Below are 25,757 nucleotides of genomic sequence, written 5' to 3'. Positions count from 1 at the left end.
AGCCTGCTCGCGATAGCGGTGTGTCAGTTGATGAAAATGTTGACTGATCCACCGCTATCGCGAGCAGGCTCACTCCTACAGGGGGGATTTGCAGTGGATCAGGAGGTGTGTGGACGGAGCACCAGTGCAAACAACTCGCCATGCCCGTTCACATTGAGCTTGTGATAAAGATTGCGCCGATGCACCTTCACCGTCTCCGGCGATATGCCCATCTGCTGGGCGATGGCCTTGCTGGAGAAGCCCTGCAGAATCAGCCGCGCAGTATCGACCTCACGGGCGGTCAGGCGCGCATCGAAGCGATCGAGCAGCGTCGCCAGATCCCCCGCCACCGGCTCGGCGCCCGTCCCTTGCGGCGGCAACAGCTGCACGTGTCGACGCATCGCCGCCAGCACCCAGTCGCGCACACACAGCAGACGGCCCTGCTCGCTCAGATCGAAAGCCGTCGAGCGCCCGAGTGACAGGCCAAGCACGCCGCCCTCGATGTTGATCATGAACTGCAACTCGTCCTCACCGACCACCGAGCGAAAATAGCTCTGGTAATACTCGCTGTGCAGAAACTGGTCCGGCGCCACCGAGGCCAGGCTGTGCAGACCGTCGGCGATCCCGGTCGAAGCGGTTTGGTAGAACGGATCGAGCAGGTACATCCCGGCGCTGTAACTGGCCAGTTCTTCCTGCTCGTCGGCGCGGCCCTTGCTGTCGAAGTCGATCAGCAATCGCGGTGCCTGCCCCGCCCTCATCAGCGCCACCAGCGCGTTGTCCAGCGGCACCAGCAACCGCAGCGTGTCGACCAGCGCGCGCCAGAAACCGTCCTGGCCGACGGCGGCAAACACCCGCGCCAGACTTTGATGCACCGGCAACTCCTGCAACAACGCGTCCACGCACTACCCCTTTTGAGTAACCCATGATGGGAATGGGTCAGGCGTGCCCGGCCCGATAGCCTGAGCACTCCCGATCATCACCGGCCTGCCGCAGGCCAGGAGTGCCGCATCATGCGTTGTCGTCGTGGCTATATCAACTTGGGCATCAACCTTGGCCTGCTCGCCTGTATCGGCGGCATCTGCGCCGCCAATGCCGCCGACGCGCCGAGCGTGCACGTCTACAACTGGTACGACTACATCGGTCCGACGACCCTGGCTGACTTCAAGCGCGACAGCGGTATTCAGCCGGTTTACGACACCTTCGACAGCGCCGAAGTGCTCGAAGGCAAACTGCTGACCAGCCGCAGCGGTTACGACGTGGTGGTGGCGAGCAACTTCAGCCTGCCGACGCTGATCAAGGCCGGCGCCCTCGCCCCGCTGCCGCACGATCAACTGCCGGGCTGGAAGAATCTGGACAGCGATCTGCTGAGCAAACTGGCCAACAACGACCCCGGCAATCAATACGCCGTGCCGTATCTGTGGGGCACCAACGGTATCGGCTACAACGTCGACAAAGTGCGCGCCGCACTCGGCGACAAGGCGCCGCTGGATTCGTGGGATCTGGTGTTCAAGGAAGAGAACCTCGCCAAGCTTGGCCAGTGCGGGGTGGCGATGCTCGACTCGCCATCGGAGATGCTCCCGGTGGCCCTGCACTACCTCGGGCTGCCGCCCAACAGCACCAACCCCGAGGACTACCAGAAAGCCGAAGCGCTGCTGCTCAAACTGCGCCCGCACATTGCCTACTTCAACTCGTCGAAATTCATCAGTGACCTGTCCAACGGCAACATTTGTGTGGCGGTGGGCTGGTCCGGGGCGATGCTCGAAGCCAAGACCAACGCCGAGCAGGCGCACAACGGCGTGAAGATCGCCTATAGCCTGCCCAAGGAAGGCGCGCCGGTGTGGTTCGACACGCTGGTGCTGCTCAAGGACGCGCCGAACCGCGCTCAGGGTCTGGCGTTCATCGACTACCTGCTGCGCCCGGAAGTGATCGCGCCGGTCAGTGATCACCTGTCGTACCCCAACGGCAACCGCGCCGCGACGCCACTGGTGGCCGAAGCCACGCGGGATAACCCGGCGGTGTATCCGTCCGCGGCGGCGATGGCCACCTTGTACACCCTGGAACCGCTGCCCAAAGCCACCGAGCGCGTGCGCACGCGGGTGTGGAGCAAGGTCAAGAACGGCCAGTAAACCCAACACATCTCCCCTGTAGGAGTGAGCCTGCTCGCGATGGCGTCTTTGAATTCAACATCTTTGTTGATTGGCTCACCGCAATCGCGAGCAGGCTCACTCCTACAAGGTCCGTGAGTCCTTCAGATTTTTATAGAGAGACAATCCATGAAGCCCCGTACCCGTGACCTCAACATCCGTATCGGCCAACTGCAACCCGGCCCACTCAACGCCATCACCGACGTCCCCGGCGTACGCGTCGGCCACAGCAACGTGCGTGGCCGCAGCGCGGTCGGGCGTGACATCTGCACCGGCGTTACCGTGATCGAGCCGCGTCGCGGTTCGACCAACCAGCAGCCGTGCTTCGCCGGGGTACATGTGCTCAATGGCAATGGTGATGCCACCGGCCTTGAGTGGATTCGCGAGGCCGGGCTGCTGACCAGTCCCATCGCCTTCACTAACACCCACAGCCTCGGCGTGGTGCGCGATGCGTTGATTGCGCTGGATCGCCAGCAACAGCCGGACGACGGCCGTCTCTACTGGAACATGCCGGTGGTGCTGGAAACCTTCGATGGCTTGCTCAATGACATCAATGGTTTTCACGTCAAGCCCGAGCATGTTGCCGAGGCGCTGGATTCAGCGCATGACGGCGCCGTCGAAGAAGGTGCCGTCGGCGGCGGCAGCGGCATGATCTGCCATGAATTCAAGGGCGGCATCGGCAGCGCGTCACGGCGTTTGAGCAGCGCTCAGGGCGGCTGGACGGTGGGCGCGATCGTGCAGGCCAACCACGGCATTCGCAGCGAGTTGCGGGTCGACGGTTATCCGGTGGGCCGCTACATGGAGCAGGTGGATTCGCCGTTCCTGCGTGCTTCGCTGCCGCATCCGGGCATGGGTTCGATCGTGGTCTGCCTGGCCACCGACGCACCGCTGCTGCCGCATCAATGCACGCGTCTCGCGCAACGCGCCAGCCTCGGTCTGGCGCGCAGCGGCGGCGGTAACGAAGACCACAGCGGCGACATTTTCATTGCCTTCGCCACCGGCAACGAGCAGGTGCCACCCGCCGCTTACGAGGGCAAAGGCGCGCCGACCTGCGACGGCTTGCGCATGGTCAACAACGACCACATCAGCGAACTGTTTCTCGCGGCTACCGAGGCGGTCGAAGAATCGATCATCAATGCTCTGCTCGCCAGCGAGAGCACTGAGGGCAACGGACATGCGGTGCCGGGGCTGGATAAGGAAACGCTGCTCGCCGCCCTTGCCAAGGCCGGCTGGCCCGGATCACGCTGACAACACCTGTAGGAGCTGCGGCACGCTGCGATCTTTTGATTTTCTAAAAACAAGATCAAAAGATCGCAGCCTTCGGCAGCTCCTACAGGAGGTGCGGCTCAGGTGAACATCTGGGCGCCGATGTGCCGTGCCGTCTGCAGATGCTCCTGGCGCGACAGTGATCGCCACGGCGTACGTCGATTGCGTGTTATTGCAGGGGAACGAGATTCCGGGGGTGATTGCTGCGCTGGGCAGCACGCCGGAGCTGGAGAAAATCAAACGCGATTACGAGGCGATCTTCCTCGAAAAATGTCGTAGCGTGCTACAACCGCTTGCCGCTGGCGGCGAAATCACTCAGGCCGCTTTGCGCGCCATGCTCGGTGCCGCCGAAGCCCTGTCGAATGCTGCCGCGAGCGCTGAAATCAGTGCCGAGCAAGCGAAGGACGAATTGTTCGCCACCATCATTGCGATGGTGGAACGGGCCGCCGCCCGTGCGACTAGCGGTACTTGAGTCAAAGCCGGCACGTTCCCATGATGAGGGTACGCAGGCGCTTCACTCCTGAGCGCCTGCGTAGGGAACGGGTGTTCTGAACCCCCAATCAAGCCCGTCTCCTTGTTCATGCGCAACTTGAGCCTCGTGGGCTCTACTTCTCCCCATCAAAGAGCTTCGAGGCTCTTTTTTTGTCTGTTTTTTGCGTCTGACTCAGTGCAGCGTCAGGCGCTGGCGGACAAATTCATCGACGTGGCGGGTGGTCTGATCCAGATGCCGGTCACGCTGCTTCTCGGCGTCGAGCATGGCGCGCTTGCCGTTTTTCTGTAGCAGGTAGGTGTGGATCTGCTGCACTTCCAGCGAGCGGTAGATGGGCGTGGTGTCGATGAAACCGCGCAGGCCATTGCTGCGGTAATGCCGGGTGCTCATCAGCACCTGGGTTTCCCGAGCGCCGATCACTTCGAAACCCAGCGCCTCGAAGTACGGCACCTTGCCGACGCTACAGGTCAGTTCGGCATGCGGATAACGCGTCACCATCTCGCCGATCATCGCCCGCGCCACGCCCTGGCGCCGATAGCCTTCGCGCACCGCCATGTAGGCGACGCTGCACGCTTCCCAATCGCCCTGCACCGGCAGGTACAAAAGGAAACCGGTGACCCGCTCCGGATCATCCTCGGCCGTCGCCACCAGCAACTCCACCTCAGTGCCCTTGTCGCCATTCAACGCTTCCAGATACAGATGCACCTCATAGCCGACCGCGTACTGATAGACGTTGTACAGCAGATTGCTCGGGCCGAGACCGACCGCGCTGATGTCGGTCAGATTGTCGACCACCAGTTGCAGAATCTGGCTGTTGACGCTTTCGGGGCATGGGGATTTGTAGTGGGTGATGCGTGGCATGACAGCTGAACTCCGGCGGAAAACCGCGACATCATACCGTGTCCCGACGCCTGCCACCGTCGCAGGAAATACCGAAGCAAGCTGACGGTTGACCTGAAGAAAATTTCATCTGCCAAGGCTCGGATCTTTCGCCGATTTAGCGTCCAATTCTTCAGCTGCGTTCACTTTTTTAACGCAGGCCTTGAGGAGTTCACATGAACGTTTTGCGTTCTCTGTTCAAATGGCGGCAAGCCTTGTTGCTGGTGCCGCTGACCCTGGCAGCGCTGGCCAGCACCCCGGTGTTTGCACAACCCCCGGTTTACATTCAGCAGGCACCGCCGCCGATGCGCATGGAAGTGATGCCCGGCCCGCGCCCCGGTTATGTCTGGGATCAGGGCCATTGGCGCTGGGAAGGACGCGGCTACGTCTGGATGCCCGGTCATTGGCAACCGGTGAGGTATGGCGCGCACTGGCGACCAGGCCACTGGCAGGCGCGCGGGCCTAACTGGTACTGGGTCGAAGGCCACTGGGCCCGTTGAACCCGCTCGGCAACAACAACTCATCTACCGGGAAGACCGCCATGTCGCGAAACCTGAAAACCCTGCTCGTTGCCTCTCTGGTCGCGATCTCCTTGTCCGGCTGCATCGTCGAGCCGGTCCGGCCGCATCGACCGCCACCGCCGGTGGAAGTCGTGCCGGTCATGCCAGCACCCGGCTACCACTGGGTTGCCGGCCACTATCGCTGGGATGGGCGTGAGTGGCGCTGGGCGCCGGGACACTGGCGCGCGTATTGATCGCCAGCGGTGGCGTCACTGCTGTGGCGCCACCACCTTGAACTTGATGTCGATTTCGTTGGAAACAATGGAGTCGGCCCACTCCCCTGCCCCGAGCGCGAAATCATCGCGTTTGAGCACCAGCTCACCGTCGAAAATGCCAATCGCGCTGTCCGGTTTCAGTTGCACCGGCACCTGCACTTGCCGGGTCTTGCCTTTGACGGTGAGCTCGCCGGTGAGCAGGTAGCGGTTTGGTTCGACCTGGGTAAAACCGGTCGACTCGAATACCGCAAAGGGAAATCTTTGAGTGTCGAACCACGCTGGCTTCACCAGCTCGGTGTTGGCATCATCGCTGCCGGCATTGATGCTGCTGAGATCAATGTGCAACGTGGTGCGGGCATGGGCGAGGTCTTCGCTGTTGAACTGCAGCGTCGCTTCGAACTTGCCGAAGGTGCCATAAACCTGCTTGCCCATCTGGTGATAGGTGAAATTGATCTGGCTGGCGGTGGTGTTGACGCGATTGTATTCAGCGGCCTGCGCGCAGGTCATGACGCACAGGCAGGCAAACAATGCCGCAGCGGTGAATCGGGCACGCATGGGATTCTCCGGACAGGGCAAACCTTCAAGGCCTGTTTTGACTTAAGCAAACAACCCACGGTTGCGCCATGTCATCTGTCCGCCGGGCTCACGTGGCCCGGCCTCGCGAATCACTTCAGACCAGCCGCTCGATCTTCTGATGCTGCCAGACCAGTTTGTAATACAGCGTCTGCAACACCAGCATGCCCAGATACGCCACCGGAAACGCCATCCACACCCCCTGCAAACCGTACTGCCCATCCAGCCAGTAAGCCGCCGGTAACTGCACGCCAACCACACAGATAATCGCAATGGCCACCGGCACCAGCACCGTGCCACTGGCACGCATGATCCCGCCGATGATCGCCTGAAAACCAAACACCAGCAGACTCCAGAGCATGATGTGCAGCAAATGTTCAGCCATCACCCGGGTCGAATCCTCGGTCAGGAACAACCCCAGCAGCCAGTGCGACAACAGGTAACCGAGCACGATCAAGCCACCGGTCAGACACACGTTGATCAGCAGCCCGGTGCGCAGGATCGGCCCCATGCGCTGCAGTTGCCCGGCACCGATGGCCTGCGCGCCGAGGATCGACGCGGTGATCGCAATCGACAGCGCCGGAAACTGCACGTAGTTGACGATCTGCGTGACCGCGCCATACGCCGCCGTCGCCTGGGAACCGTGCTGATTCACCAGCGCCAGGATCACCAGCTCCGACAGCGACAGCACAATCATCTGCACCCCGGTCGGCAGACCGATGCGCAGTACCTTGCCCAGAATCGCCCCGTCCAGCCGCAGTGCCGCGAAGAACTCGCGGTCTGGGGCCAGCGGATGGTTCTTGCGAATCAGCCGCCAGGCCAGCCACGCCATCGCCGACAGGTTACCCGCCAGACCAGCGAAGGCGGCGCTCTGGATCCCCAATTGGGGCAAACCGAACCAGCCACGAATCAACGCCGGGGTCAGCGCCAGCCCGACCGAGGTCGACACGATCAGCGCCAACAGCGGTGAAACGGTGTCACTGACCCCGCGCAGCAACTGCGTGAACAGCACAAACACCAGCATCGACGGCAGAATCCACATCATCACGTGCGCATACGCCACCGCATCATCCAGCACATCCGCAGGCGTCCCCAGCCCCTGCAACGCCTGCCGCGCAAACACACTGCCCAGCACCGCCGCGAGCAAGCCGATCAATACCCCCAGCAACAGCGTTGCCCCGGCGATCGCCTTGACCATGTGCGCCTCACGTGCGCCCCACGCCTGACCGATCAACACCCCGGCCCCTGCGCCCAGACCGATCACCAGCGCGATGAAGAAAAAGATGATCGGAAACATCCCCGACACCGCCGCCAACGCCTGAGTGCCGAGCATCTGCCCGATGTAGATGCTGTTGATCGTGCCCGACATCGATTGCAGGAAGTTCGACAGCACCATCGGCGCGAGGAACAGCAGGTAGGTTTGCCAGAGGGGTTTGGTGGTGGCAGGGGTTTGCATTGAGGATCCGTCTCGGGGTGGCAGATGCGATGGATATTACGCTAGATGCGCGGGTTAAAGTCAGTCGACATGACCTCGGCGCAAGGCTTAAATGGCGGCACTCTTATCATTGGATCGCGCCTTGCCATGCCTCTTCTGCGAAATGCTCTGACCTGTTCCGTGCTGGTTGTTTTCAGCCACATCGCTGGTGCCGCCGAAGCCCCCGCTCCCGCCGAAGCGTTGCGCCCCTTGCTGGCAACATTGAACGAACGCCTGAACATCGGCGATCTGGTAGCGCTGACCAAATGGGACAGCGGCAAGCCGATTCAGGACAGCCCGCGCGAAGCCCAGGTCATCGCCAATGCCCGCACCTTGGCGACCGAACACCAGCTAGACCCCGAAGACGTTGCGCAGTTGATCGCGGCGCAAATGGAGGCCAACAAATTGGTGCAGTACGGATTGCTCGCACAATGGCAAACGGCCGGTGTGGCGCCGGACACTCCGCGTCCGGATCTGGCCAGGCAAATTCGTCCGCGCCTGGACGAGTTGCAGACCCGCCTGCTGCGGCAGTACGCCGACTTCGCGCCGTTTCGCCGCGCCCCGAATTGCCCGGCCTTGCTGGCCCAGGCTCGCCAGGGTCTGACCCACGACGCACTGCACGATCTGGCCCTGACCCGCGCCACCGGAGAGCTGTGCATTCGCGCGGAACATCTCTAGAACAGGGGGTCGGGCACACATCGCTGGCGTCGATAGTCACCATCACGTCAATGAAGTTCTCATAAAAACTCCGCGGCGTAACATCCGCTCCATACCAACCCAATACACCCCGGAGCACACGATCATGAAACGCCAAACCATCCTCGGCATCGCTTTCTCGGTTCTCGCAGTTAACGCTTTTGCAGCAACGCCCGCTCACACCCTGGTCGCTGAAGGCGGCTCGGACAAGTTGATTGAAAGCCGTTTGGCTGAAGGTGGTTCTGATCGTTTGCTGGAACGTCGCGTGGCCGAAGGTGGCTCGGATCGTCTGCTGGAACGCCGCGTGGCCGAAGGTGGCTCGGATCGTCTGCTGGAACGCCGCGTGGCCGAAGGTGGCTCGGATCGTCTGCTGGAACGCCGGGTGGCTGAAGGTGGCTCGGATCGTCTGCTGGAACGCCGGGTGGCCGAAGGTGGTGCGGATCGTTTGAACGAGCGCCGCGTCGCCTGAATCGACGCCCCCAGCCCATAAAAAAGCCCGGCCTGATCAGCCGGGCTTTTGCGTTCAACCGCGGTTTACTGCGCGGTTTTCAGCTTGATCACATCACCGGAAATCTTGGTGGTGTAGCCGCTCAGAACCCATGCCCAGAACCAGTTTTCCTGAACTTGGGTATTGATCATCGCATCGCCGCCCTTGGCTTTGATGGCCGCAGTCTGCGCGCGCACGAAGCGGTTGTTCTGTTGGATCGGGATTACGCCGAACAGCATCAGACCGGTGGCGGTAGCTTCACTGTGGCCAATCACGGTGTATTGACTGCTGTCATATTGCTTGGTGTTCATCGGGGTGCCGGTGCAACCTGCCAGAACCACACCGAACAGTGCGGCGGCGACTACTTTGCTCAGATATTTCACTGCAAACTCCATGGGTGTTAGCCCGGGATCCATCTCTCGGGCGGCGCACACTCTACCGGAGGCAGTGGCTTTTTAGTATCAACCCCGACAAGTTTCATGAAGTGTGTCTGACGCATACTCCGTGCAGGCGCTGGCGCCATCGCCCCTGCACAGGGTGGTTGCCATCAGGTATTGGTTTTCAATTTCGTCCACAACCGCGTCGACAACCGCGCAATCGCCGCCGGCAACTCTTCCACGGTGAACAACCGCTGCATCACGTCTTTGGGCGGGTAGATGGCCGGATCCTGCTTCACGTCCGCGTTGAGGTACTGATCAGCCGCCGCATTGGGATTGGCGTAATGAATGCTGTTGCTGATGTTGGCCACCACTTTGGGGTCAAGCAGGTAGTTCATGTACGCGTAACCGTTTTTTTCATGCGGCGCGTTTTTGGGCATGACCACCATGTCGAACCACAGCGTCGTGCCTTCTTTCGGGATCGAGTAGGCGATGTTGATGCCATTCCTGGCGTCCTTCGCGCTGGCCGCGGCCTGGACGATGTCGCCGTTGAAGCCGATCACCGCGCAGACGTTGCCGTTGGCCAGGTCGCTGATGTACTTCGAGGCGTGGAAGTACTGAATGTACGGACGAATCTTCAGCAGCGCCTGTTCGGCTTGTTTGTAATCCGCCGGTTCGTGACTGTGGGCTGGCAAGTGCAGGTAGTTGAGCGTGATCGGCAGCACCTGGGTCGGGTTGTCGATGAACGCCACGCCACACTGGCTCAGCTTCTTGATGTTTTCTTCCTTGAAGAAAAAGTCCCATGACTGCGTGACATCGGTGTTGCCGAAAATCGCCTTGATCTTCTCGACGTTGTAACCGATGCCGGCCGTGCCCCACATGTAGGGATAGCCGTACTGATTGCCGGGATCGTTGACTTCAAGTTTTTGCAGCAGTACCGGGTCGAGGTTCTTCCAGTTCGGCAGCTGCGACCGGTCGAGTTTCTGAATTGCCCCGGCCTTGATCAGTCGCGACAGAAAGTGGTTCGACGGGCTGACCACGTCATAACCGGTGTTGCCGGTCATCAACTTCGATTCCAGCACTTCGTTGCTGTCGTGAATGTCGTAGGTGGTCTTGATCCCGGTGGCCTGGGTGAAGTTGGCCAGAGTGTCCGGGGCGATGTAGCTGTTCCAGTTGGAAATGTTGACGGTTTCGTCGGCCGAAGCGGCCGTGCTGGCCGCGAGCAGGACTGCCAGGGAAAGTGGGTTGATGCGCATGGTCTGTCACCTGTGTTGAGTGGCTTTTGTTGTTGTGCGGTAGGCGAAACTTCAGATTTCTGTTCTGGCCCTGACTGCCTCCACGCGCATGCGAAGCATGGCACCGATGTCGAAAAAAGGTCGCGGCGGCAGCCAGCCGGGGTCGGCCCGTTGCATCACCGATTGCAGCAACGGTGAATCGACGCCGCACGCCAGTTCCGCCAGCAAGCGTCCCCACAGCGTGCCGCGCGCCACACCGGAACCGTTGCAACCGGCGACGGCAAACACGCCCTCTTCCACCTTCTGAAAAAACGCCTGACCGCTGCGGGTCGCGCTCAAGTGGCCGGTCCAGGTGTACTGGATGTCTTGCGCGCCGAGGAACGGAAAGCGTCGTTGCAGACCACGCACATGATGCTCGCGGCGCAGCACCAATTCGCTTTCAGACAAATCGCGCGTGCGGTATTCGGCGGTGTTGCGGATCATCACCCGGCGGTCCGGGGTCAGGCGCACCGTGGCGCCCAGCGGCCGGGTCGACAGCACGCCCCAAGGCTCGACGGCGCCGATCGCCTGAAATTCCTCATCGCTGAGCGGCCGGGTGAGACTGGCGCTGAGTTCCATCGGGAAGGTCGCACTGTCATGAATGCCGACCCGGGGGATGAATGCGTTCAAACACACCAGCACCCGTTTGGCCTCGACGCTGCCACTCACCGCGCTGGCTCGCAGCCGGCCGTGGCTCATGCGCGCCAGACTGCTGATGTCGGTGTGTTCGTAAACGCTGATATTGCCCGGCAGCGCATTGAACAGGCCCTTCACGTATTTGGCCGGTTGCAACAGCGCATTGCCGTTGCCGCACCAGATCCCCGCCGCGTAATGCCGGGTGCCGAGTTTCTGCGCCAGCGCATCGCCCTGGAGAAATTCTGCGCGGGCACCGAGGGCGCGCAAGGTCGCCAGTTTGGCGTCGACATGGCTGAGCTTGGCGGCGTCGCTGACGGCGAAGAAATAACCGTTGTCGCGAAAGTCGCAGTCGATGGCATGTTGCGCGATGGTCTGGCGCACCGCGTCGCTGGCGGCACGGGAAATCGCCGTGTCGATTTCGAACCCGGCAAAGCCTGGCGCGCCGATCAATTCACTGTCGGCCGGATGCTCGTGGGCCACGACAAACCCCGAGTTGCGTGCCGAAGCACCTTGCGCCGCACGCTGGCGGTCAACCACCACGATGCGCGCCTGTGGGTGCATTTGTGCCACGTTGTGCGCGGCGCTGAGGCCGGTAATGCCCCCGCCGATCACCAGCCAGTCGGCTTGTTGCGTACCGCTCAGGCGACCGCGCTGCGGCGAGCTGCCGGCCTGGGCGATCCAGCCACATACGTTTTCCATTGCTGACCTCATTCGACTGTCGTTGCACGGCTTGCCTTTGACCTTCGCTCATGCGTGAATCGCATGGAGAAAGCGTAAAGTTCGCCGCCAGAGCTAAAATCTATAAGGTCTTGGCTGGCCCAACCAACGTTATAAAATCATCGAGCCATTCTGAAAACGCATGGATAAAATCCGCCACGTACCGTCCCTGCAGGCCATGCAGACGCTGGTTGAAGTCGCCCGTTGCGCCAGCTTCACCCAGGCCGCGCAACGGCTGTGCCTGACCCAAAGCGCGGTGAGCCGGCAGATCCAGCAACTGGAAAACCATTTCAACGTTGCGCTGTTCATCAGAACCAGCCGCAGCCTGCGCCTGACCCCGGAAGGCGAACAGGTACTGGCCAGCGCCGTCAGCATTCTCGAGCAATTGAAAGCCCTCGAAGAGCGCCTGGTCCCGCAGCAACGCCCGTTCCGCATTCGTATGCACGTGTCACTGGCGGTGCGCTGGCTGCTGCCCAAACTCAACGACTTCTACCTCAGCCACCCCGAGGTCTCGCTGGCGATAGAAACCGTTGCCACCGAGGTGGTGGAACCGGCCAGTGACAGCGACGCCTACATTCTTTATCTGCCGCAGCCAACGAGTGACGCAGACTGCCTGACGCTGTTTGAGGAAACGCTGGTGCCCGTGTGTTCGCCCAACCTGCCGCAGGCGCCTCGATCAGTCGCGGAGTTGCAGCGCTTTGCGTTGCTGCATCGCTCTGCCGATCGGCAGGCGTGGATCGAATGGCTGGCGGCCAATGGCGGCAAGCCACTGGAAAGTTACCGACACATTCCGTTCAACCTCGATGAGCTGGCACTGGATGCGGCGGCGCGAGGCTTGGGCGTTGCGGTGACGGACATGACGCTCGCGGCAGAGTCCATCGAGCGCGGGGTGTTGGTGGTGCCGTTCGGACCACCGCTGAAAACGGGCGGGATTTACGCGCTGTGCCTGCAACCGGCGGCCGCTTCACATCCGGCGTGCGCGGTGGTCATGCAATGGTTTGCCGCGCAGGCCGAGCAAAACATTTAGTTGGAGAATTGCTGCAGATACGCGAGCAAATTATCGATCTTCTCCTCGTCACTCAGCCCCCAGAAAATCATCCGCGTGCCTGGCACCACGCCCTTTGGATCTTTCAGATACGCAGTCAGCGTGTCGCGATCCCAAGTCTTGCCGGAATTTTTCATCGCGTCGGAATACACGTAATTGGCCGACGTCCCGGCCGGCCGGCCGATGATGCCGTTGAGTTGCGGGCCGAACCCCGGGCGCGCATCCGGGCCGACCTGGTGGCAGCCGCCGCACAGGCGCGGGAAGATCTTTTCGCCGGCTGCCGGATCGCCTGCGGCGCGGGCGGTTGAACTGAACAGAATGGCGGTTGCGGTGAGGGCAAGAAGCAGTGCAACGGTGTTTTTCATCGGGCGATCCAGAACGGTGTGATGCAGTTGAGGCAAGGCTAACACTTTGTGGCGAGGGAGCTTGCTCCCGCTGGGTTGCGTATCGACCCCGGTATGGGCCTGCCATGCAGGCCAGCGGGAGCAAGCTCCCTCGCCACAGTTTTTTTCACAGCAGGTGCTTTTTACAGGTAAGCGCCGATGACCTTTCTGACGGTGATCAATGCCTGACGCAGGACATCCATCGGCACCGACCCCAACGCCAGCCGAATCGCATGCGGCACATGCGCCGATACAGCGAACGGCTCGGCGGTGGTCACCGAAATCTGCTGGTGCATCAACTCCACCACAATCTGATCGGCGCGTACGTCTTCCGGCAGTGGCAGCCACAGGAAATAGGAGGATGGATGGCCGATGCAGGTCAGCCCTTGCAGCAACTCGGCGGCCAGGGTTTGCCGGGCCTTGGCGTCGTCGCGCTTTTGTTGTTCGAGCAGGGTGACGGTGCCGTCGTCGAGCCAGCCGCAAGCCATCGCGGTCATCACGCCGGGGGTGTTCCAGGTGGTGGCGCGAATGATCCGTTCCAGCGCCGGCACCGTCTGCAGCGGCGCAGCAATGAAACCGACGCGCAGCCCAGTGGCAATGTTCTTCGAGAGTCCCGAGACGTACACCGTGCGCTCCGGTGCCAGGTCGACCAGGGTACGCGGTGGGTTTTCCACCAGAAAGGCGTAGGCCGCGTCCTCGATGAGCGTCAGATCATGCCGTCGGGCGAGCGCGACCAATTGCTCGCGCTGCTCGATCGGCGTCACCCAACCCAATGGATTGTGCAGCGTCGGCATGCTGTACACGGCCCGCACCGAGCGGCTTCGACATAGCTTTTCCAGTGCCGCCAAGTCCGGCCCGTGATCACCGGGCGGGATCGCCACCACTTCCAGATGCAGCGCTTCGGCCAGCACCTTGAAGCCGGAATAGGTCAACGCATCCGCTGCAATCACATCGCCGGGCTTGAGCAACGCCATCAGCGTCACCGCCAACCCTTGCTGGGCACCGTTGACGATCAGCACTTGCCCGGCATCGACCTGCACCCCGCGATCCTGCAAATGCCGCGCAATCGAGGCGCGCTCATGCGGGCGCCCGGCGTGGGGCTGATAACGCAGCAAGGCTTCCAGATCACCGGACAGGGCCAGTTGGCGTAACGCCGTGCGCAACAGATCGGCCTGACCGGGCAGCGATGGATAGTTGAAATTGAGGTCGATCATGCCGACCGCCACGTCTTTCTGGTCGATGCCCTGCCCCGGCGACAACGAGGTTTCGCGCACAAACGTCCCGCGCCCGGTTTCGCCGCTGACCAGCCCCATCGCCTCAAGCTCGGCGTACACCCGCGACGCAGTAACCAGTGCCAGGCCTTCGTTGGCCGCCAGTTCCCGGTGGGTGGGCAGTCGCGTTCCGGGCGCCAGACGCCCCGCGCGAATGTCAGCGGCATAGGCGTCAACGAGGGTCTTGTAGCGCGAGCGCGACATGTCGGATGTATCCATGACAATTATTTGATTGTGCTGATTCTCGGCTCCAGGATGGCTCGAAAGCAACCCCACCCTTTGAGCGCGACCTTCTATGGAACGGACTTCGAACCCGGTTAACCCGGCCCTGGAAAAAACCAGCGGCTGGATCAATGGCTTTATCGGCGTGGTGATCTTCAGCGGATCACTCCCGGCCACGCGTCTGGCGGTGCTGGAATTCGATCCGGTGTTTCTCACCGTGGCGCGCGCGGCCATTGCCGGGGTGCTGGCGATGGTTCTGCTGTGGCTGTTTCGCGAACGGCGTCCGGCACGCGATCAGTGGTGGTCGTTGTTGGTTGTGGCGTTGGGTGTGGTGCTGGGTTTTCCACTGCTGACAGCATTGGCGCTGCAACACGTGACGTCGGCGCATTCGATTGTGTTTGTAGGATTGCTGCCACTGGCGACGGCGATTTTTGCCGTGCTGCGCGGCGGCGAGCGCCCGCGACCGGTGTTCTGGGGGTTTTCGATTCTGGGCAGCGCGTTGGTCATCGGCTTTGCTCTGTCACAGGGGCTGACCGCTTCGCCCACCGGCGACCTGCTGATGCTCGCCGCGATTCTGGCCTGTGGCCTGGGTTACGCCGAAGGCGCGAAACTGTCGCGAGTCCTCGGCGGCTGGCAGGTGATTTGCTGGGCGCTGGTGTTGTCACTGCCGGTAATGGCGTTGCTCAGCCTGTACCTGGCGCCCGCCTCGTTCAGCCACATCAGCCTGTCGGCCTGGATGTGCCTGGCCTATGTGGCGCTGTTCAGCATGCTGATCGGCTTTGTGTTCTGGTATCGCGGTCTGGCCCAGGGCGGGATCGCGGCGGTCGGCCAGCTGCAATTGCTGCAGCCGTTTTTCGGTCTGGCACTGGCGGCGACGTTGCTGCATGAACAGGTGAGTGTGGGGATGCTGGCGGTGACGGCAGGCGTCATCCTCTGCGTAGCCGGAGCGAAGAAGTTCGCCCGATAACCCTCAGATGCCAGCCTTCCACTCCCGCGGGCTGAGCCCGGTCTTGCGGCGAAACGCTCGGGCCAGTGCCGAAGGACTTTCATAACCGACCTCTAGCGCGACCAGCGCAATCGGCCGTCCCTCGCGCAAACGCTTCTGCGCCAGACTGATCCGCCAGCTCACCAGATAGTCGGCCGGCGCCTGTCCGACAACGCGGTGAAACTGCTCAGCGAATCCGGCTCTGGACAGGTTGGCGGCAGCCGCCAGGTCAGCCACGCGCCAGGGTTTGGCCGGCTGCTCATGCATCAGGGTCAAGGCGCGAGACAAGCGCGGATCAGCGAGCCCGGCCATCATGCCGGGTTGCTGGACACGGCTGCTGATGAGGTGGCGCAACAACAGGATCACCAGCAATTCAAACAACCGGTCCATCACCGCCACGCGCCCGCAATGACCTTCAAAGGCTTCTCTGAACAGCCACTCCAGAGTGTTGCCCAATTCCGGGATTTCGCTGAGTTTGAGCACCAGATAATCCGGCAGCGCCGTCGCCAGCGCATTGCCGGAGCCACCGTCAAACGTCAGCGTGGCGCACACCAGCTGCGCGCCCATGGCCTCGTCGGCGGACATCCGATGAGTGAAGGGTCTGGGGAAGAAAATCAGTGAAGGTTCGACGATGCGGATCTCGCGTTCATTGCCCGGTCTCAGCAGCAACTCGCCGGCCTGCAACAGATGCACATGCCCCACCGGTTCGTCCTCATGCATGCCGATGCCGCAAAACGTGCCGCTGTGAAAGGTACCGGCGTTCACGCCAAAATGACTGAGCAGCGTGGAAAGGCGATCCATGGACGACTCCCGAAGCATATCTGGACGATCTGTCGCATATCCTCGACGATCTGCTGCCAAAGCACCAGCCGCGCTCAATAACATGACCTCCGTCCCCGGTGCACTTCGCGCCGGACTTCTGGAGAGTCACCATGAGCCGCATCCCTGTAATCAGCCTTGAAAATGCCACCGACGCCAGCCGCCCGACGCTGGAAGGCGTGAAGAAAAAAATCGGCTTCCTGCCCAATGTCTTTACCACCCTGGCCAAAGCCCCGGTGGCCCTGGAAGCCTACGTGCAAGCTTCGACGATTCTCGGCAAGGCGTCGCTGAGCGCCAAGGAAAAAGAAGCGGTGTATCTCGCCACTTCCCAGGTCAACGGCTGCGATTATTGCCTGGCCGCGCACAGCCTGTTTGCCAGCAAGGCCGGGCTCTCGGCGCAGGACATCGGCGCGGCGCGTCAAGGTGAACTGAATGCCTACGCCGCTCTCGCCCAGCAACTGACGCAAAGCCGCGGCCACCTGAGCGACGAGCAGATCGCCGCGGCCCGCGCGGCCGGCATTGACGACAGTAAGCTCATCGAAGTGATTGCCTTGGTCGCCGTACAGTCGCTGACCAACTACCTGAACAACGCAGCCTTGACCGACATCGACTTCCCGGCCATTGATTGAACGCGGAAAAAATGTGGGAGCGGGCTTGCTCGCGAAAGCGCTGGGTCAGTCAACTTGTGTGGTGAATGACACGCTGCCTTCGCGAGCAAGCCCGCTCCCACAGTTGATCAGTGGTGTTCGACGCCGGCGCGTTTCAGCAGCTTCTTGCAGCGCTCGGACAGATGAAACACCTGCAATTCCTTCCCGGCCTTGGCGTAACGCTCACGCAAGGTCTTCAACGCGGCGATCGCCGAATAGTCGACGAAGCTCAAATGCCGGCAATCCAGGGTCACACGGGCCGGGTCATTGGCCGGGTCAAACTGGTTGAGGAACGGCGTGGTCGAGGCGAAAAACAGCGTGCCGTGCAGGCGGTAGAGTTTGCTGCCGTCGGCTTCCAGATGCTCATCGGCGTACAACTCGCGGGCCTGCTGCCACGCGAAGTTCAGCGCGGCGATGATGATCCCGCACAGCACGGCAGTGGCCAGATCGGTGAACACGGTGATTGTGGTCACGGCGATGATCACCAGCACATCGTTAAGCGGCACTTTGTTCAATACCCGCAACGACGCCCAAGCGAAGGTTTGCTGCGAGACCACGAACATCACCCCCACTAGCGCCGCCAGCGGAATGCGCTCAATCAGCGGCGACAGAAACAGGATAAACAACAGAATCAACACACCCGCTACCACACCGGACAAACGCCCGCGCCCGCCGGAGCTGAGGTTGATCACGGTCTGACCGATCATCGCGCAACCGCCCATGCCACCGAACGCGCCGGAGACCACGTTCGCCGCACCCAGGGCGACGCATTCGCGATCCGGGTAACCACGGGTTTCGGTGATTTCGTCGGTGAGGTTCAGGGTCAACAGGGTTTCCAGCAGCCCTACCAACGCCATCAGAATCGCGTATGGGGCGATGATGCGCAGGGTCTCCAGGTTCCACGGGATGTCCGGCAGCGCGAAGGTCGGCAGACCACCGGCGATGTGCGCCATGTCGCCGAGGGTGCGGGTCGGCAGGCCGAACAGGTAGACCAGCAGGCCCACGCCGAGGATCGCCACCAATGCCGGCGGCACCGCGCGGGTCAGGCGCGGCAGAATGTAGACGATGGCCATGGTCAGCAGCACCAGCCCGGTCATCACGTACAGCGGCGTGCCGCTGAGCCAGTGTTCGCCGCTCTTGAAATGCTCCAGTTGCGCCAGTGCAATGATGATCGCCAGGCCGTTGACGAAGCCGAGCATCACCGGGTGCGGCACCATGCGCACCAGTTTGCCCAGGCGCAGCAGCCCGAACGCGATCATGATCAGACCGCCGAGCAACACCGTCGCGAGCAGGTATTGCACGCCGTGCTGCACCACCAGCGCGACGATCACCACCGCCATCGAGCCTGCCGCCCCGGAGACCATCCCCGGCCGCCCGCCGAACAACGCGGTCAGCGTACAAATGATGAAGGCGCCGTACAGGCCCATCAGCGGATTGAGGTGGGCCACCAGCGCAAACGCAATGCATTCGGGCAACAGGGCAAACGAGGTGGTGAGTCCGGCCAGGACATCGGCGCGCAGACGTTGTGGTTTCATGGCTTACCTGACTGGCGGCCGACGAGTGTGGCCGCGGATGTTCGCGAAAATGAGGGGTGCGGATGTTACGGAATAGTTCACAAGCGGGCCAGTGATCGCTGACACGTGTAGCCGTGCGATTTATCCTGACGCGCTTATGCCTCCACCGAGTATGACCATGACTGCATTGCTGACCGCCCGCGACGTTTGCCAGCGCTTGCGCGAGGCTGCGCTGGGTGTGCTGATGTTCAACCGATTAGAGGCGTCCGGTGCTGCCGGAGTGGTTGCGGTCGATATCGAGGGCTGGCGTCTATTGCTGGATGTTGAGGGTGGGCGCTTGCATCATTGTGAACATTGCCGCTGCCCGGATGGCCGCGAATGGCATTTCAATAGCCGTTACGGCACCGACCCGGTGAATCTGCTCAGTACCTGGGAACTGGCGCAGATCGAAAATCTGTTGAAGCCCTGAACACCTCACGGACAAAGTCGATTGCTCAATGATGGCACTCTGCCCATAATTCGCTCCCCTTATTCCTCACGCAAGGAAACGCCGTGAAAAAGTCTCTGTTGTTGATCCCGATGCTGGCAGTGCTGCTGCAAGGTTGTGGCATGACCATGACCCGCTACGAGCCGAGCTTCGAAAACGTTCAAAAGCTCAAGCAGACTCCGCCCCTGCATGCTGTCAGCAATCCGCAGGTGACTGCCGAATCCGGCGAAGGTTCGCTGACAGTTCGAGCCAATCCGGTGCGCTCGCCGTCCGGCAGCATCCCGGCGCACATCCAGGACGCGATCACTGAAGAACTGCGCAAGGCCGGCCTGCTTGATCCGCAAGCTCAGCGTCAGCTGAAAGTGCTGGTGGTGAAGAACAATCTGTCGGCCGGCATGGGCACGGGCGAAGGCCAACTAGCGGCACGCTTCACCCTGCTCAATGGCCAGAATGTGGTCTACGACGCGACCAAGAATGTCAGCAGCCAGTGGAGCAGCAGCTTCTTCGGTTTCATCGCGATTCCGAATGCGGTCAACGCCTATAACCCGATGCTGCGCGATCTGCTGAAGGAACTGTACAGCGATCCACAGTTCATCCAGGCCCTGAAGTAAGGGCAAAAAAAGAGCCGCGATTGCGGCTCTTTTTTTTGGCATCAGGCCCGCGGAGTGCGGGTCTCGAGCGCCGAGTATTTCAGGGTGTTGTTGTCGATCATCTGCTTGAGCAGCGCATTGACCTGACGGGCGAAGGTGTCGTTGACCGCCGCCTTCGGAGTGTTGCCCATCAGTGGAATGAACCAGATACCGATCCAGGTACCGACCGCATCATGGTTGCTCGCGGTGGTCAGGGCCTGGCCTGTGCCGTCGACGGCTTCGAGGCTCATGGTGTACTGATCGGTGCCGTACGCCGGGATCACCATCAGACTGAAACCACTGATGAAGGCCAGCACCATCGAACCGGCATTTGGCGGATGGTTGTACATTTTCAGACGCAGGCTGTAGTCACCCGGTTGCTTCTGGAACTCGTCCAGGGTGACACGACCGAACAGACCCGAATCGGTCAGAATCTTTTGCAGCTCTGGTTTGAGCTGATCTCGCGCTTGCGGCACTTCTACGGCCGAAGTGCTTTTCGGCTCGCCCTGATAGAAGTCGAAGTCCACATACACGTTCGGTTTATTCGCGTAGCTGGCCATCGATGGCAGCTTGACCGGCGCGACTTCGTCTTTGGTGAAACTGGCACAACCACCGAGCGTGAGCACCAGGCCCAGCGCCACGATTTTCCCGAATTGCATGTTGTCTTCCCTATATGAACCGAGCCAAATGATAGCAATGAGCCTCCATTGCGGAGGCGGGGCGGATTCTAGAGAGAGCGGTCGCGTGAGGAAAGGCTGAATCGGAAAATTTACACAGAAATACCCGCTCAGCCCTGCCGCAAATCGAGCACGTAGGTGTAGTAACCGGTATCGCGTACATAACCTAGCGATTCATACAAACCCTGTGCAGTGAAGTTGTCGGTGGCGGTTTCTAGCACCAGCCCCTTGGCGCCAGTCTGCAGCGCAAAGTCCCGCGCCGTGTTCATCAGCAATCTGCCCACTCCACGGCCACGAGCAGCGGGCGCGGTGAACAAATCGCTGAGCAACCAGGTGCGATGGGCATCTATCGAGGAAAACGTCGGATACAGCTGCACGAAACCCAGCGCTTCAACGTTTTCATCCTGCGCGAGGAAAATTGCCGACTCGTTGCCGGCCATGCGTTCGGCGATGAAGGCGCGCGATTGCGCCAGGTTCGAGGGTTGCTGATAGAAACCGCGATAGGCGTCGAACAGTTGTGCCACCGCCTCCAAATCAGCCGCCGTAGCGCGCAGTGCCTTGATCGCCATGCTCCGTCCCCCGTTTTTTGATTATCGAACCAGCATAGCGCTCTCGAACGAGTTAGCTGGCCTCATCGCTATATAGTTTTGTATATTGCGAAACCGAATTCGCCAGTATCCGCCCATGCCATTCATTCTCACCGTGTTCCCATGAGCGCCATTCGCGTACGCAACGAGCAATTGATCCTCGCCGCCGCCAGCGAAGAGTTCGCCGCCAACGGCTTCGACGCCACCCAGACCCGCGACATCGCCGCCCGTGCCGGCGTGCCCAAGGCCAACCTGTATTACTACTTCCAGACCAAGGAAAACCTCTATTCCAAGGTCCTGCTGGGGTTTGTCGAACCGCTGCTGGACGCCTCGGCAGCGCTGCGCGAAAGCGACGATCCGATGATCGGCCTGCGCGCCTACGTCGCCGCGCGCATCCGCATCGCTCGCGAACACCCGGCCATCGCCAAGGTCTTCAGCGGCGAACTGCTACTCGGCGGTCGCCAACTGCCAGACGAGTGCCGCGACCTGCTGCACGCCGAAGCCCGGCGCAACGTCGACTGCCTGCGCAGCTGGATCGAACGCGGCCTCCTGGCCCCGGTAGACCCGGAACACCTGATGCTGTTCATCTGGTCGGCAACCCGCACCTACACCAACATTGGCTGGCAAATGGGCTGCATCACCGGGCGCGCCGTGCCGCAGGATGAGGATTATCAGACGGCGGCGGAGACGATTACGCGGATGGTGCTGGAGGGCGTCGTGGCACCTCGGGCTGGGGAGATTCGTGGGGTTTTGTTTGCGACTTGAGGTGTTAGGGTTGCTGCGCAGCCCGGCGCGAGCAAGCTCGCTCGCCACAGGGGATTTGTGCTGGACATGGAATCCGTGAACACCATCAATCAATGTGGGAGCGGGCTTGCTCGCGAAGGCGTCGGATCAGCCCACACATGCGTCACAGGCCCACCGCTTTCGCGAGCAAGCCCGCTCCCACAGGGGTATTCGCTGGTTTAGAGAATGATCTCGGCTGCAGGTTTGACATCGACCCGGGCCGTGGCGCCGGTCAGGTGCGCCAAGTCCTTGTTGTGTTCGGCGATGATGTCTTCGGCGCTCATGTTGCCGTTGTCGAGGGTGGAATGAGCGTCCGCGGCAAGCACCACGTCGTAGCCCAGTTCATGCGCCTTGCGCACGGTGGCGTTGACGCAGTAGTCGGTTTGCAGGCCGCAGATGAGCAGGCGCTCGAAGTCTTCGCTGGGCAGCAGTTTGCCCAGGTCTGTCTGGTAGAACGAATCCGGGGTGGTTTTGCGTACGCGTAGATCTGGCGCGGCCGTCAGCAGGCCTTCGGCGAGTTGCCAGCCTGCGGCACCAAGGGCCAGCGGACTGTCCTCTTCTTCATGCTGAATCAGCACCACCGGCACGCCGGCCTTGCGCGCGCGGGTACTGAGCTGGTTGATGGTGTCGATCACGCGGTGGATGTCGAAGCACTGGTATTGGCCCGAGCAGAGCGCCTGTTGGACGTCGATGATCAGCAATGCAGTAGTCATGATGGGTCTTCCTTGATCGATCCTCGAAACAGGGGCGGACCTGAAAATCCGCCCCCTTTTTACGCCTTTCAGTAACCCAGTGACAACCCGGTATTGCGCCGTGGATCGTTGGCCCCGTAGAAACGGTTGTTGCCCACCGGTTTACCGCCCAGCGACGGCGCACCGACCAGGATCGCGGCGATGTGGTTGGCATCCTGCGGGCCGGCAAATTTGTGGCCCCAGCTTTCGAGGATTTTCTTCGTGTCGGGACTGGCGGCGTAGTCTTCGAGGTTGGTCTGCTCGGGCATCCATTGCTGGTGGAAGCGCGGCGCGTCGACCGCTTCCTGCAGGCCCATGCCGTAGTCGATGACATTGAGCATGGTCAGCAAGGTCGCCGTGATAATGCGGCTGCCACCCGGCGTACCGACCACCATCACCACTTTGCCGTCCTTGGTGACGATGGTCGGGCTCATCGACGACAGCGGGGTTTTGCCCGGAGCGATGGCATTGGCCTCGCCCTGCACCAGACCGTACATGTTCGGCACGCCGACCTTGGAGGTGAAGTCATCCATCTCGTCGTTGAGGATCACCCCGGTCTTGCTCGCCATCACCCCGGCGCCGAACCAGTCGTTGAGGGTGTAAGTCACCGACACCGCGTTGCCCCACTTGTCGACGATCGAATAGTGCGTGGTGTTGTTGCCTTCATGCGGCGCGACGCCGGGTTTCAGTTCGGCGGAGATCCCGGCCTTCTGCGGCTGGATCGCGTTGCGCAGCTTGGTCGCGTAGTTCTTGTCCAGCAGATGCTCGATCGGATTCTTCACAAAATCCGGGTCACCCAGATAGCTGTTGCGATCGACATAGGCGTGGCGCATCGCTTCGATCTGGTAGTGCATGCCCTGGGCCGAATGGAAGCCCAGATCCTTCATCGGATAGCCTTCAAGAATGTTCATGATCTCGCAGATCACCACGCCGCCGGAGCTTGGCGGTGGCGCCGAGACCACGTGGTAACCACGGTAATCGCATTCAACCGGCGCCAGCTCGCGGGTCTTGTACTTGTCGAGGTCGGCCTGGGTGATGATGCCCTTGTTGGCCTGACTGGACGTGACGATGGCGTCGGCCACCCAGCCTTTATAGAAGCCGTCAGCACCTTTTTCGGAAATGGTGCGCAGGGTTTTCGCCAGATCCTTCTGCACCAGTTTCTGCCCGACCTGCATCGGCTCGCCGTTGTGCAGGAAGATCGACCCGGAATCACGCATGTCCTTTTTGAACACATCGGTGGCGTAGTCCAGCAGATCAACGTCGCCCTGCTCCAGCTCGAAACCGTCTTCAGCCAGTTTGATTGCCGGGGCGATCATTTCCTTGCGCGGTTTAGTGCCGTACTTGCTCAGCGCCAGCTCCATGCCCGACACGGTGCCGGGCACCGCCACGGCGAGGTGACCACGGGTGCTCAGGTCAGGAACGACGTTGCCGTCCTTGTCCAGATACATGTTGGCCGTCGCCGCCAGTGGGGCTTTTTCGCGGAAGTCGAGGAAGGTCTTGCGCCCGTCCGCCAGTTGAATGGTCATGAAACCGCCACCGCCGAGGTTGCCTGCCGCGGGATATACCACCGCCAGCGCATAGCCCACAGCAACCGCCGCATCCACCGCGTTACCGCCGTTTTTCAACACATCGACGCCGACATGGGAGGCCAGGTGCTGGGCGGTGACCACCATGCCGTTCTCGGCGGCAACCGGTGCCACGGAGGCGGCGTGGGCCATGAGGCAGCTCAGTGCCAGTGAAGTCGCAATCAGCGTTTTGGCCAAAGGTTCGTACTTCATGAGTCGATCTCTTTTTTGTTATTGGATGGTGTGCAGAACAGAGGGGAACGCTTTAAAGGCAACCAGCAGTATGGTCGTTATTGCGATTTGCGCCTCCCCGTCCACGCAGTATGCTGGGCGCCGTTGCCGCGCCGATCCGGAGTTTTGCCCATGCCCTACACGTTCATCACCCTGCCCTCACCGATCGGCGAATTGAAGCTGGTTGCGAACGGCTCACGACTGGCGGCCATCCTCTGGGAAAACGACAAACCGGGCCGGGTGCGCCTCGGTCCGATGAGCGAAGCGCCGGACAATCCGCTGCTGCAGCGAACCGCGCAGCAGCTTGAGGAATATTTTGCCGGCACGCGTGATCGCTTCGACCTGGAACTGGATTTTGTCGGCACCGATTTTCAGAAAAAGGTCTGGGCGGCGCTGCTGACGATTCCATTTGGCGAAACCCGCACCTACAGCCAGATCGCCGAGCAGATCGGTAATCCGACAGCCGTGCGCGCGGTGGGAGCGGCGAATGGGCGCAATCCGATTTCGATCGTGGCGCCGTGTCATCGGGTGATTGGCGCGTCGGGGAAGTTGACGGGGTTTGCGGGTGGGCTTGAGGCCAAGGAAAGATTGCTGACGCTGGAGGGAGGTGCCTGGTCTGATGTCGGTAGAACAGGCGACCTGTTTTAACCTGTAAATGCCATTGTGTGGCGAGGGAGCTTGCTCCCGCTCCGTTGCGCAGCACTGGCGAAAACCTGGGGCCGCTGCGCAGCCCAGCGGGAGCAAGCTCCCTCGCCACAATGGATTGGCGTTGAATCAGGTGTGGAACAGATTATTCATCGCCGCATACTGCAGCAGCATGATGGTCTTGGCGTCGCAGATTTCGCCGCGCTGGAACGCCGCCAGTGCTTCGTCGAAACCCCATTCGAGCACTTCCAGTTCTTCGGTTTCCTCTTCCAGTCCGCCACCCTCGCCGACCTTCGACTTCGCGTCGTACTCGGCAATAAAGAAGTGCAGCTTTTCGGTCACCGAGCCAGGGCTCATGTAAGCCTCGAATACCTTCTTCACGTCATGCACGCGGTAGCCGGTTTCCTCTTCGGCCTCATCGCGAATTCGCTGCTCCGGCGCCGCGCCTTCCAGCAACCCCGCTGCCACTTCGATCAACAAGCCGTCGTGGCCGTTGACGAACACCGGCAAGCGGAATTGGCGGGTCAGCACCACGGTGCGCTGTGCGCGGTTGAACAACAGGATCGCCGCACCATTACCACGGTCGTAAACCTCGCGCGTCTGCCGCTGCCAGTCGCCGTTATTGCGCAGATAGTCAAAGGTGATTTTCTGCAACAGGTACCAGTCGTGGGACAACACCTCGGTGTCGACAATGTTGACCCGCTCGGCTGTTTTGATCATGACGCCAGATCCTTGTGCCATCGGAAAACGTCCATAGTCGATTAATCGC

General features: G+C 61.3%; 28 protein-coding genes and 2 pseudogenes. 14 read left to right on the top strand and 16 right to left on the bottom strand.

Annotated elements, in window-relative coordinates; translation table 11 throughout:
• Window positions 1-98: 98 nt before the first annotated feature.
• Window positions 99-878, bottom strand: a complete 780-nt coding sequence (locus LCH64_RS25345) for a helix-turn-helix transcriptional regulator (RefSeq protein ID WP_226501635.1) — start codon at window positions 876-878, stop codon at window positions 99-101.
• A gap of 111 nt (window positions 879-989) precedes the next feature.
• Here LCH64_RS25345 and LCH64_RS25340 point away from each other — a divergent pair, with 111 nt between their 5' ends.
• The 3 genes and pseudogenes from LCH64_RS25340 to LCH64_RS25330 form a co-directional block, all read left to right on the top strand.
• Window positions 990-2,105 (top strand): polyamine ABC transporter substrate-binding protein, encoded by a 1,116-nt coding sequence (locus LCH64_RS25340; RefSeq protein ID WP_226501634.1) that lies wholly within the window; start codon window positions 990-992, stop codon window positions 2,103-2,105.
• 147 nt (window positions 2,106-2,252) lie between these two features.
• Complete coding sequence (locus tag LCH64_RS25335) at window positions 2,253-3,371, top strand: P1 family peptidase (protein ID WP_226501633.1); 1,119 nt, start codon at window positions 2,253-2,255, stop codon at window positions 3,369-3,371.
• 151 nt (window positions 3,372-3,522) lie between these two features.
• Window positions 3,523-3,861 (top strand): annotated as a pseudogene (locus tag LCH64_RS25330) (TetR/AcrR family transcriptional regulator); the annotation flags it as partial.
• Window positions 3,862-4,053: 192 nt separating this feature from the next.
• Here the strand turns inward: LCH64_RS25330 and LCH64_RS25325 are convergent.
• Window positions 4,054-4,740 carry a GNAT family N-acetyltransferase gene (locus LCH64_RS25325; protein WP_226501632.1) on the bottom strand — a complete coding sequence of 229 codons (687 nt, stop codon included), beginning with the start codon at window positions 4,738-4,740 and terminating at the stop codon, window positions 4,054-4,056.
• Window positions 4,741-4,934: 194 nt separating this feature from the next.
• Here LCH64_RS25325 and LCH64_RS25320 point away from each other — a divergent pair, with 194 nt between their 5' ends.
• Together LCH64_RS25320 and LCH64_RS25315 are read left to right on the top strand one after the other, a co-directional pair.
• Entirely contained in the window at window positions 4,935-5,258 is a 324-nt protein-coding gene (locus LCH64_RS25320; protein WP_097088058.1) for a YXWGXW repeat-containing protein, read from the top strand.
• Window positions 5,259-5,299: 41 nt separating this feature from the next.
• Window positions 5,300-5,512, top strand: a complete 213-nt coding sequence (locus LCH64_RS25315; protein ID WP_003223909.1) for a YXWGXW repeat-containing protein — start codon at window positions 5,300-5,302, stop codon at window positions 5,510-5,512.
• Window positions 5,513-5,527: 15 nt separating this feature from the next.
• Here LCH64_RS25315 and LCH64_RS25310 read toward each other — a convergent pair whose 3' ends face one another.
• Together LCH64_RS25310 and LCH64_RS25305 are read right to left on the bottom strand one after the other, a co-directional pair.
• Window positions 5,528-6,088 carry a YceI family protein gene (locus tag LCH64_RS25310; protein WP_226501631.1) on the bottom strand — a complete coding sequence of 187 codons (561 nt, stop codon included), beginning with the start codon at window positions 6,086-6,088 and terminating at the stop codon, window positions 5,528-5,530.
• Between the two features lie 115 nt (window positions 6,089-6,203).
• The gene (locus tag LCH64_RS25305) at window positions 6,204-7,562 is read right to left on the bottom strand and encodes an MATE family efflux transporter (protein WP_103484944.1); all 1,359 of its coding nucleotides are present in this window, start codon (window positions 7,560-7,562) and stop codon (window positions 6,204-6,206) included.
• A gap of 126 nt (window positions 7,563-7,688) precedes the next feature.
• Here LCH64_RS25305 and LCH64_RS25300 point away from each other — a divergent pair, with 126 nt between their 5' ends.
• On the top strand, window positions 7,689-8,258 hold the full coding sequence (locus LCH64_RS25300; RefSeq protein WP_201137985.1) for a chorismate mutase: 570 nt from the start codon (window positions 7,689-7,691) through the stop codon (window positions 8,256-8,258).
• A 124-nt stretch (window positions 8,259-8,382) separates the two neighbouring features.
• A pseudogene (locus LCH64_RS25295) lies at window positions 8,383-8,742 on the top strand (hypothetical protein); the annotation flags it as partial.
• Between the two features lie 68 nt (window positions 8,743-8,810).
• On the opposite strand, the gene LCH64_RS25290 reads toward LCH64_RS25295, so the two are convergent.
• The 3 genes from LCH64_RS25290 to LCH64_RS25280 all read right to left on the bottom strand — a co-directional run bounded on the left by LCH64_RS25290 (window position 8,811) and on the right by LCH64_RS25280 (window position 11,749).
• Window positions 8,811-9,146 (bottom strand): hypothetical protein, encoded by a 336-nt coding sequence (locus tag LCH64_RS25290; RefSeq protein WP_103486103.1) that lies wholly within the window; start codon window positions 9,144-9,146, stop codon window positions 8,811-8,813.
• A gap of 164 nt (window positions 9,147-9,310) precedes the next feature.
• On the bottom strand, window positions 9,311-10,396 hold the full coding sequence (locus tag LCH64_RS25285; RefSeq protein WP_226501629.1) for a polyamine ABC transporter substrate-binding protein: 1,086 nt from the start codon (window positions 10,394-10,396) through the stop codon (window positions 9,311-9,313).
• 51 nt (window positions 10,397-10,447) lie between these two features.
• Entirely contained in the window at window positions 10,448-11,749 is a 1,302-nt protein-coding gene (locus tag LCH64_RS25280; protein ID WP_226501628.1) for an FAD-binding oxidoreductase, read from the bottom strand.
• 160 nt (window positions 11,750-11,909) lie between these two features.
• Between LCH64_RS25280 and LCH64_RS25275 the strand changes: the two genes are divergently transcribed.
• Window positions 11,910-12,794, top strand: a complete 885-nt coding sequence (locus LCH64_RS25275) for a LysR substrate-binding domain-containing protein (RefSeq protein ID WP_226501627.1) — start codon at window positions 11,910-11,912, stop codon at window positions 12,792-12,794.
• Here the strand turns inward: LCH64_RS25275 and LCH64_RS25270 are convergent.
• Both LCH64_RS25270 and LCH64_RS25265 read right to left on the bottom strand, forming a co-directional pair.
• Entirely contained in the window at window positions 12,791-13,177 is a 387-nt protein-coding gene (locus LCH64_RS25270; protein WP_003223893.1) for a cytochrome c family protein, read from the bottom strand. The genes LCH64_RS25275 and LCH64_RS25270 overlap by 4 nt on opposite strands.
• Before the next feature lie 161 nt (window positions 13,178-13,338).
• Window positions 13,339-14,670: a PLP-dependent aminotransferase family protein gene (locus LCH64_RS25265; RefSeq protein WP_226501626.1), complete on the bottom strand. Its 1,332-nt coding sequence runs from the start codon at window positions 14,668-14,670 to the stop codon at window positions 13,339-13,341.
• Between the two features lie 91 nt (window positions 14,671-14,761).
• Here LCH64_RS25265 and LCH64_RS25260 point away from each other — a divergent pair, with 91 nt between their 5' ends.
• A complete protein-coding gene (locus tag LCH64_RS25260; protein WP_226501625.1) occupies window positions 14,762-15,655 on the top strand; it encodes a DMT family transporter in 894 nt (297 codons plus the stop codon).
• A 3-nt stretch (window positions 15,656-15,658) separates the two neighbouring features.
• Here the strand turns inward: LCH64_RS25260 and LCH64_RS25255 are convergent, their stop codons facing one another.
• Complete coding sequence (locus LCH64_RS25255) at window positions 15,659-16,474, bottom strand: AraC family transcriptional regulator (protein ID WP_226501624.1); 816 nt, start codon at window positions 16,472-16,474, stop codon at window positions 15,659-15,661.
• 131 nt (window positions 16,475-16,605) lie between these two features.
• Between LCH64_RS25255 and LCH64_RS25250 the strand changes: the two genes are divergently transcribed.
• Window positions 16,606-17,121: a carboxymuconolactone decarboxylase family protein gene (locus LCH64_RS25250; RefSeq protein ID WP_226501623.1), complete on the top strand. Its 516-nt coding sequence runs from the start codon at window positions 16,606-16,608 to the stop codon at window positions 17,119-17,121.
• A gap of 107 nt (window positions 17,122-17,228) precedes the next feature.
• On the opposite strand, the gene LCH64_RS25245 is transcribed toward LCH64_RS25250, so the two are convergent.
• Window positions 17,229-18,674 carry a SulP family inorganic anion transporter gene (locus LCH64_RS25245; protein ID WP_226501622.1) on the bottom strand — a complete coding sequence of 482 codons (1,446 nt, stop codon included), beginning with the start codon at window positions 18,672-18,674 and terminating at the stop codon, window positions 17,229-17,231.
• Between the two features lie 157 nt (window positions 18,675-18,831).
• Here LCH64_RS25245 and LCH64_RS25240 point away from each other — a divergent pair, with 157 nt between their 5' ends.
• Together LCH64_RS25240 and LCH64_RS25235 are read left to right on the top strand one after the other, a co-directional pair.
• Window positions 18,832-19,122 (top strand): hypothetical protein, encoded by a 291-nt coding sequence (locus tag LCH64_RS25240; protein WP_226501621.1) that lies wholly within the window; start codon window positions 18,832-18,834, stop codon window positions 19,120-19,122.
• A gap of 83 nt (window positions 19,123-19,205) precedes the next feature.
• Window positions 19,206-19,751 (top strand): hypothetical protein, encoded by a 546-nt coding sequence (locus tag LCH64_RS25235; protein ID WP_003223882.1) that lies wholly within the window; start codon window positions 19,206-19,208, stop codon window positions 19,749-19,751.
• A gap of 41 nt (window positions 19,752-19,792) precedes the next feature.
• Here the strand turns inward: LCH64_RS25235 and LCH64_RS25230 are convergent, their stop codons facing one another.
• Together LCH64_RS25230 and LCH64_RS25225 are read right to left on the bottom strand one after the other, a co-directional pair.
• The gene (locus LCH64_RS25230; protein ID WP_003223880.1) at window positions 19,793-20,428 is read right to left on the bottom strand and encodes a hypothetical protein; all 636 of its coding nucleotides are present in this window, start codon (window positions 20,426-20,428) and stop codon (window positions 19,793-19,795) included.
• A gap of 128 nt (window positions 20,429-20,556) precedes the next feature.
• A complete protein-coding gene (locus tag LCH64_RS25225; protein WP_226501620.1) occupies window positions 20,557-21,015 on the bottom strand; it encodes a GNAT family N-acetyltransferase in 459 nt (152 codons plus the stop codon).
• Window positions 21,016-21,156: 141 nt separating this feature from the next.
• On the opposite strand from LCH64_RS25225, the gene LCH64_RS25220 reads away from it, so the two are divergent.
• Window positions 21,157-21,798, top strand: coding sequence for a TetR/AcrR family transcriptional regulator (locus LCH64_RS25220; protein WP_226501619.1), 642 nt, complete (start codon window positions 21,157-21,159; stop codon window positions 21,796-21,798).
• A 197-nt stretch (window positions 21,799-21,995) separates the two neighbouring features.
• On the opposite strand, the gene LCH64_RS25215 is transcribed toward LCH64_RS25220, so the two are convergent.
• Both LCH64_RS25215 and ggt read right to left on the bottom strand, forming a co-directional pair.
• On the bottom strand, window positions 21,996-22,529 hold the full coding sequence (locus LCH64_RS25215; protein WP_226501618.1) for a cysteine hydrolase family protein: 534 nt from the start codon (window positions 22,527-22,529) through the stop codon (window positions 21,996-21,998).
• Window positions 22,530-22,597: 68 nt separating this feature from the next.
• Window positions 22,598-24,325 carry a gamma-glutamyltransferase gene (ggt, locus tag LCH64_RS25210; RefSeq protein ID WP_201138119.1) on the bottom strand — a complete coding sequence of 576 codons (1,728 nt, stop codon included), beginning with the start codon at window positions 24,323-24,325 and terminating at the stop codon, window positions 22,598-22,600.
• A 150-nt stretch (window positions 24,326-24,475) separates the two neighbouring features.
• On the opposite strand from ggt, the gene LCH64_RS25205 reads away from it, so the two are divergent.
• Window positions 24,476-24,991, top strand: a complete 516-nt coding sequence (locus tag LCH64_RS25205; RefSeq protein WP_226501722.1) for a methylated-DNA--[protein]-cysteine S-methyltransferase — start codon at window positions 24,476-24,478, stop codon at window positions 24,989-24,991.
• 126 nt (window positions 24,992-25,117) lie between these two features.
• Here the strand turns inward: LCH64_RS25205 and LCH64_RS25200 are convergent, their stop codons facing one another.
• Window positions 25,118-25,708: an NUDIX domain-containing protein gene (locus tag LCH64_RS25200; protein ID WP_103486091.1), complete on the bottom strand. Its 591-nt coding sequence runs from the start codon at window positions 25,706-25,708 to the stop codon at window positions 25,118-25,120.
• Window positions 25,709-25,757: the final 49 nt, after the last annotated feature.

The organism is Pseudomonas sp. MWU16-30322 (assembly GCF_020515535.1).
GTDB lineage: Bacteria > Pseudomonadota > Gammaproteobacteria > Pseudomonadales > Pseudomonadaceae > Aquipseudomonas > Aquipseudomonas fluorescens_H.
Note: the sequence above shows the minus strand (reverse complement) of the source record. Positions and strands in the feature narration are given on the sequence as shown.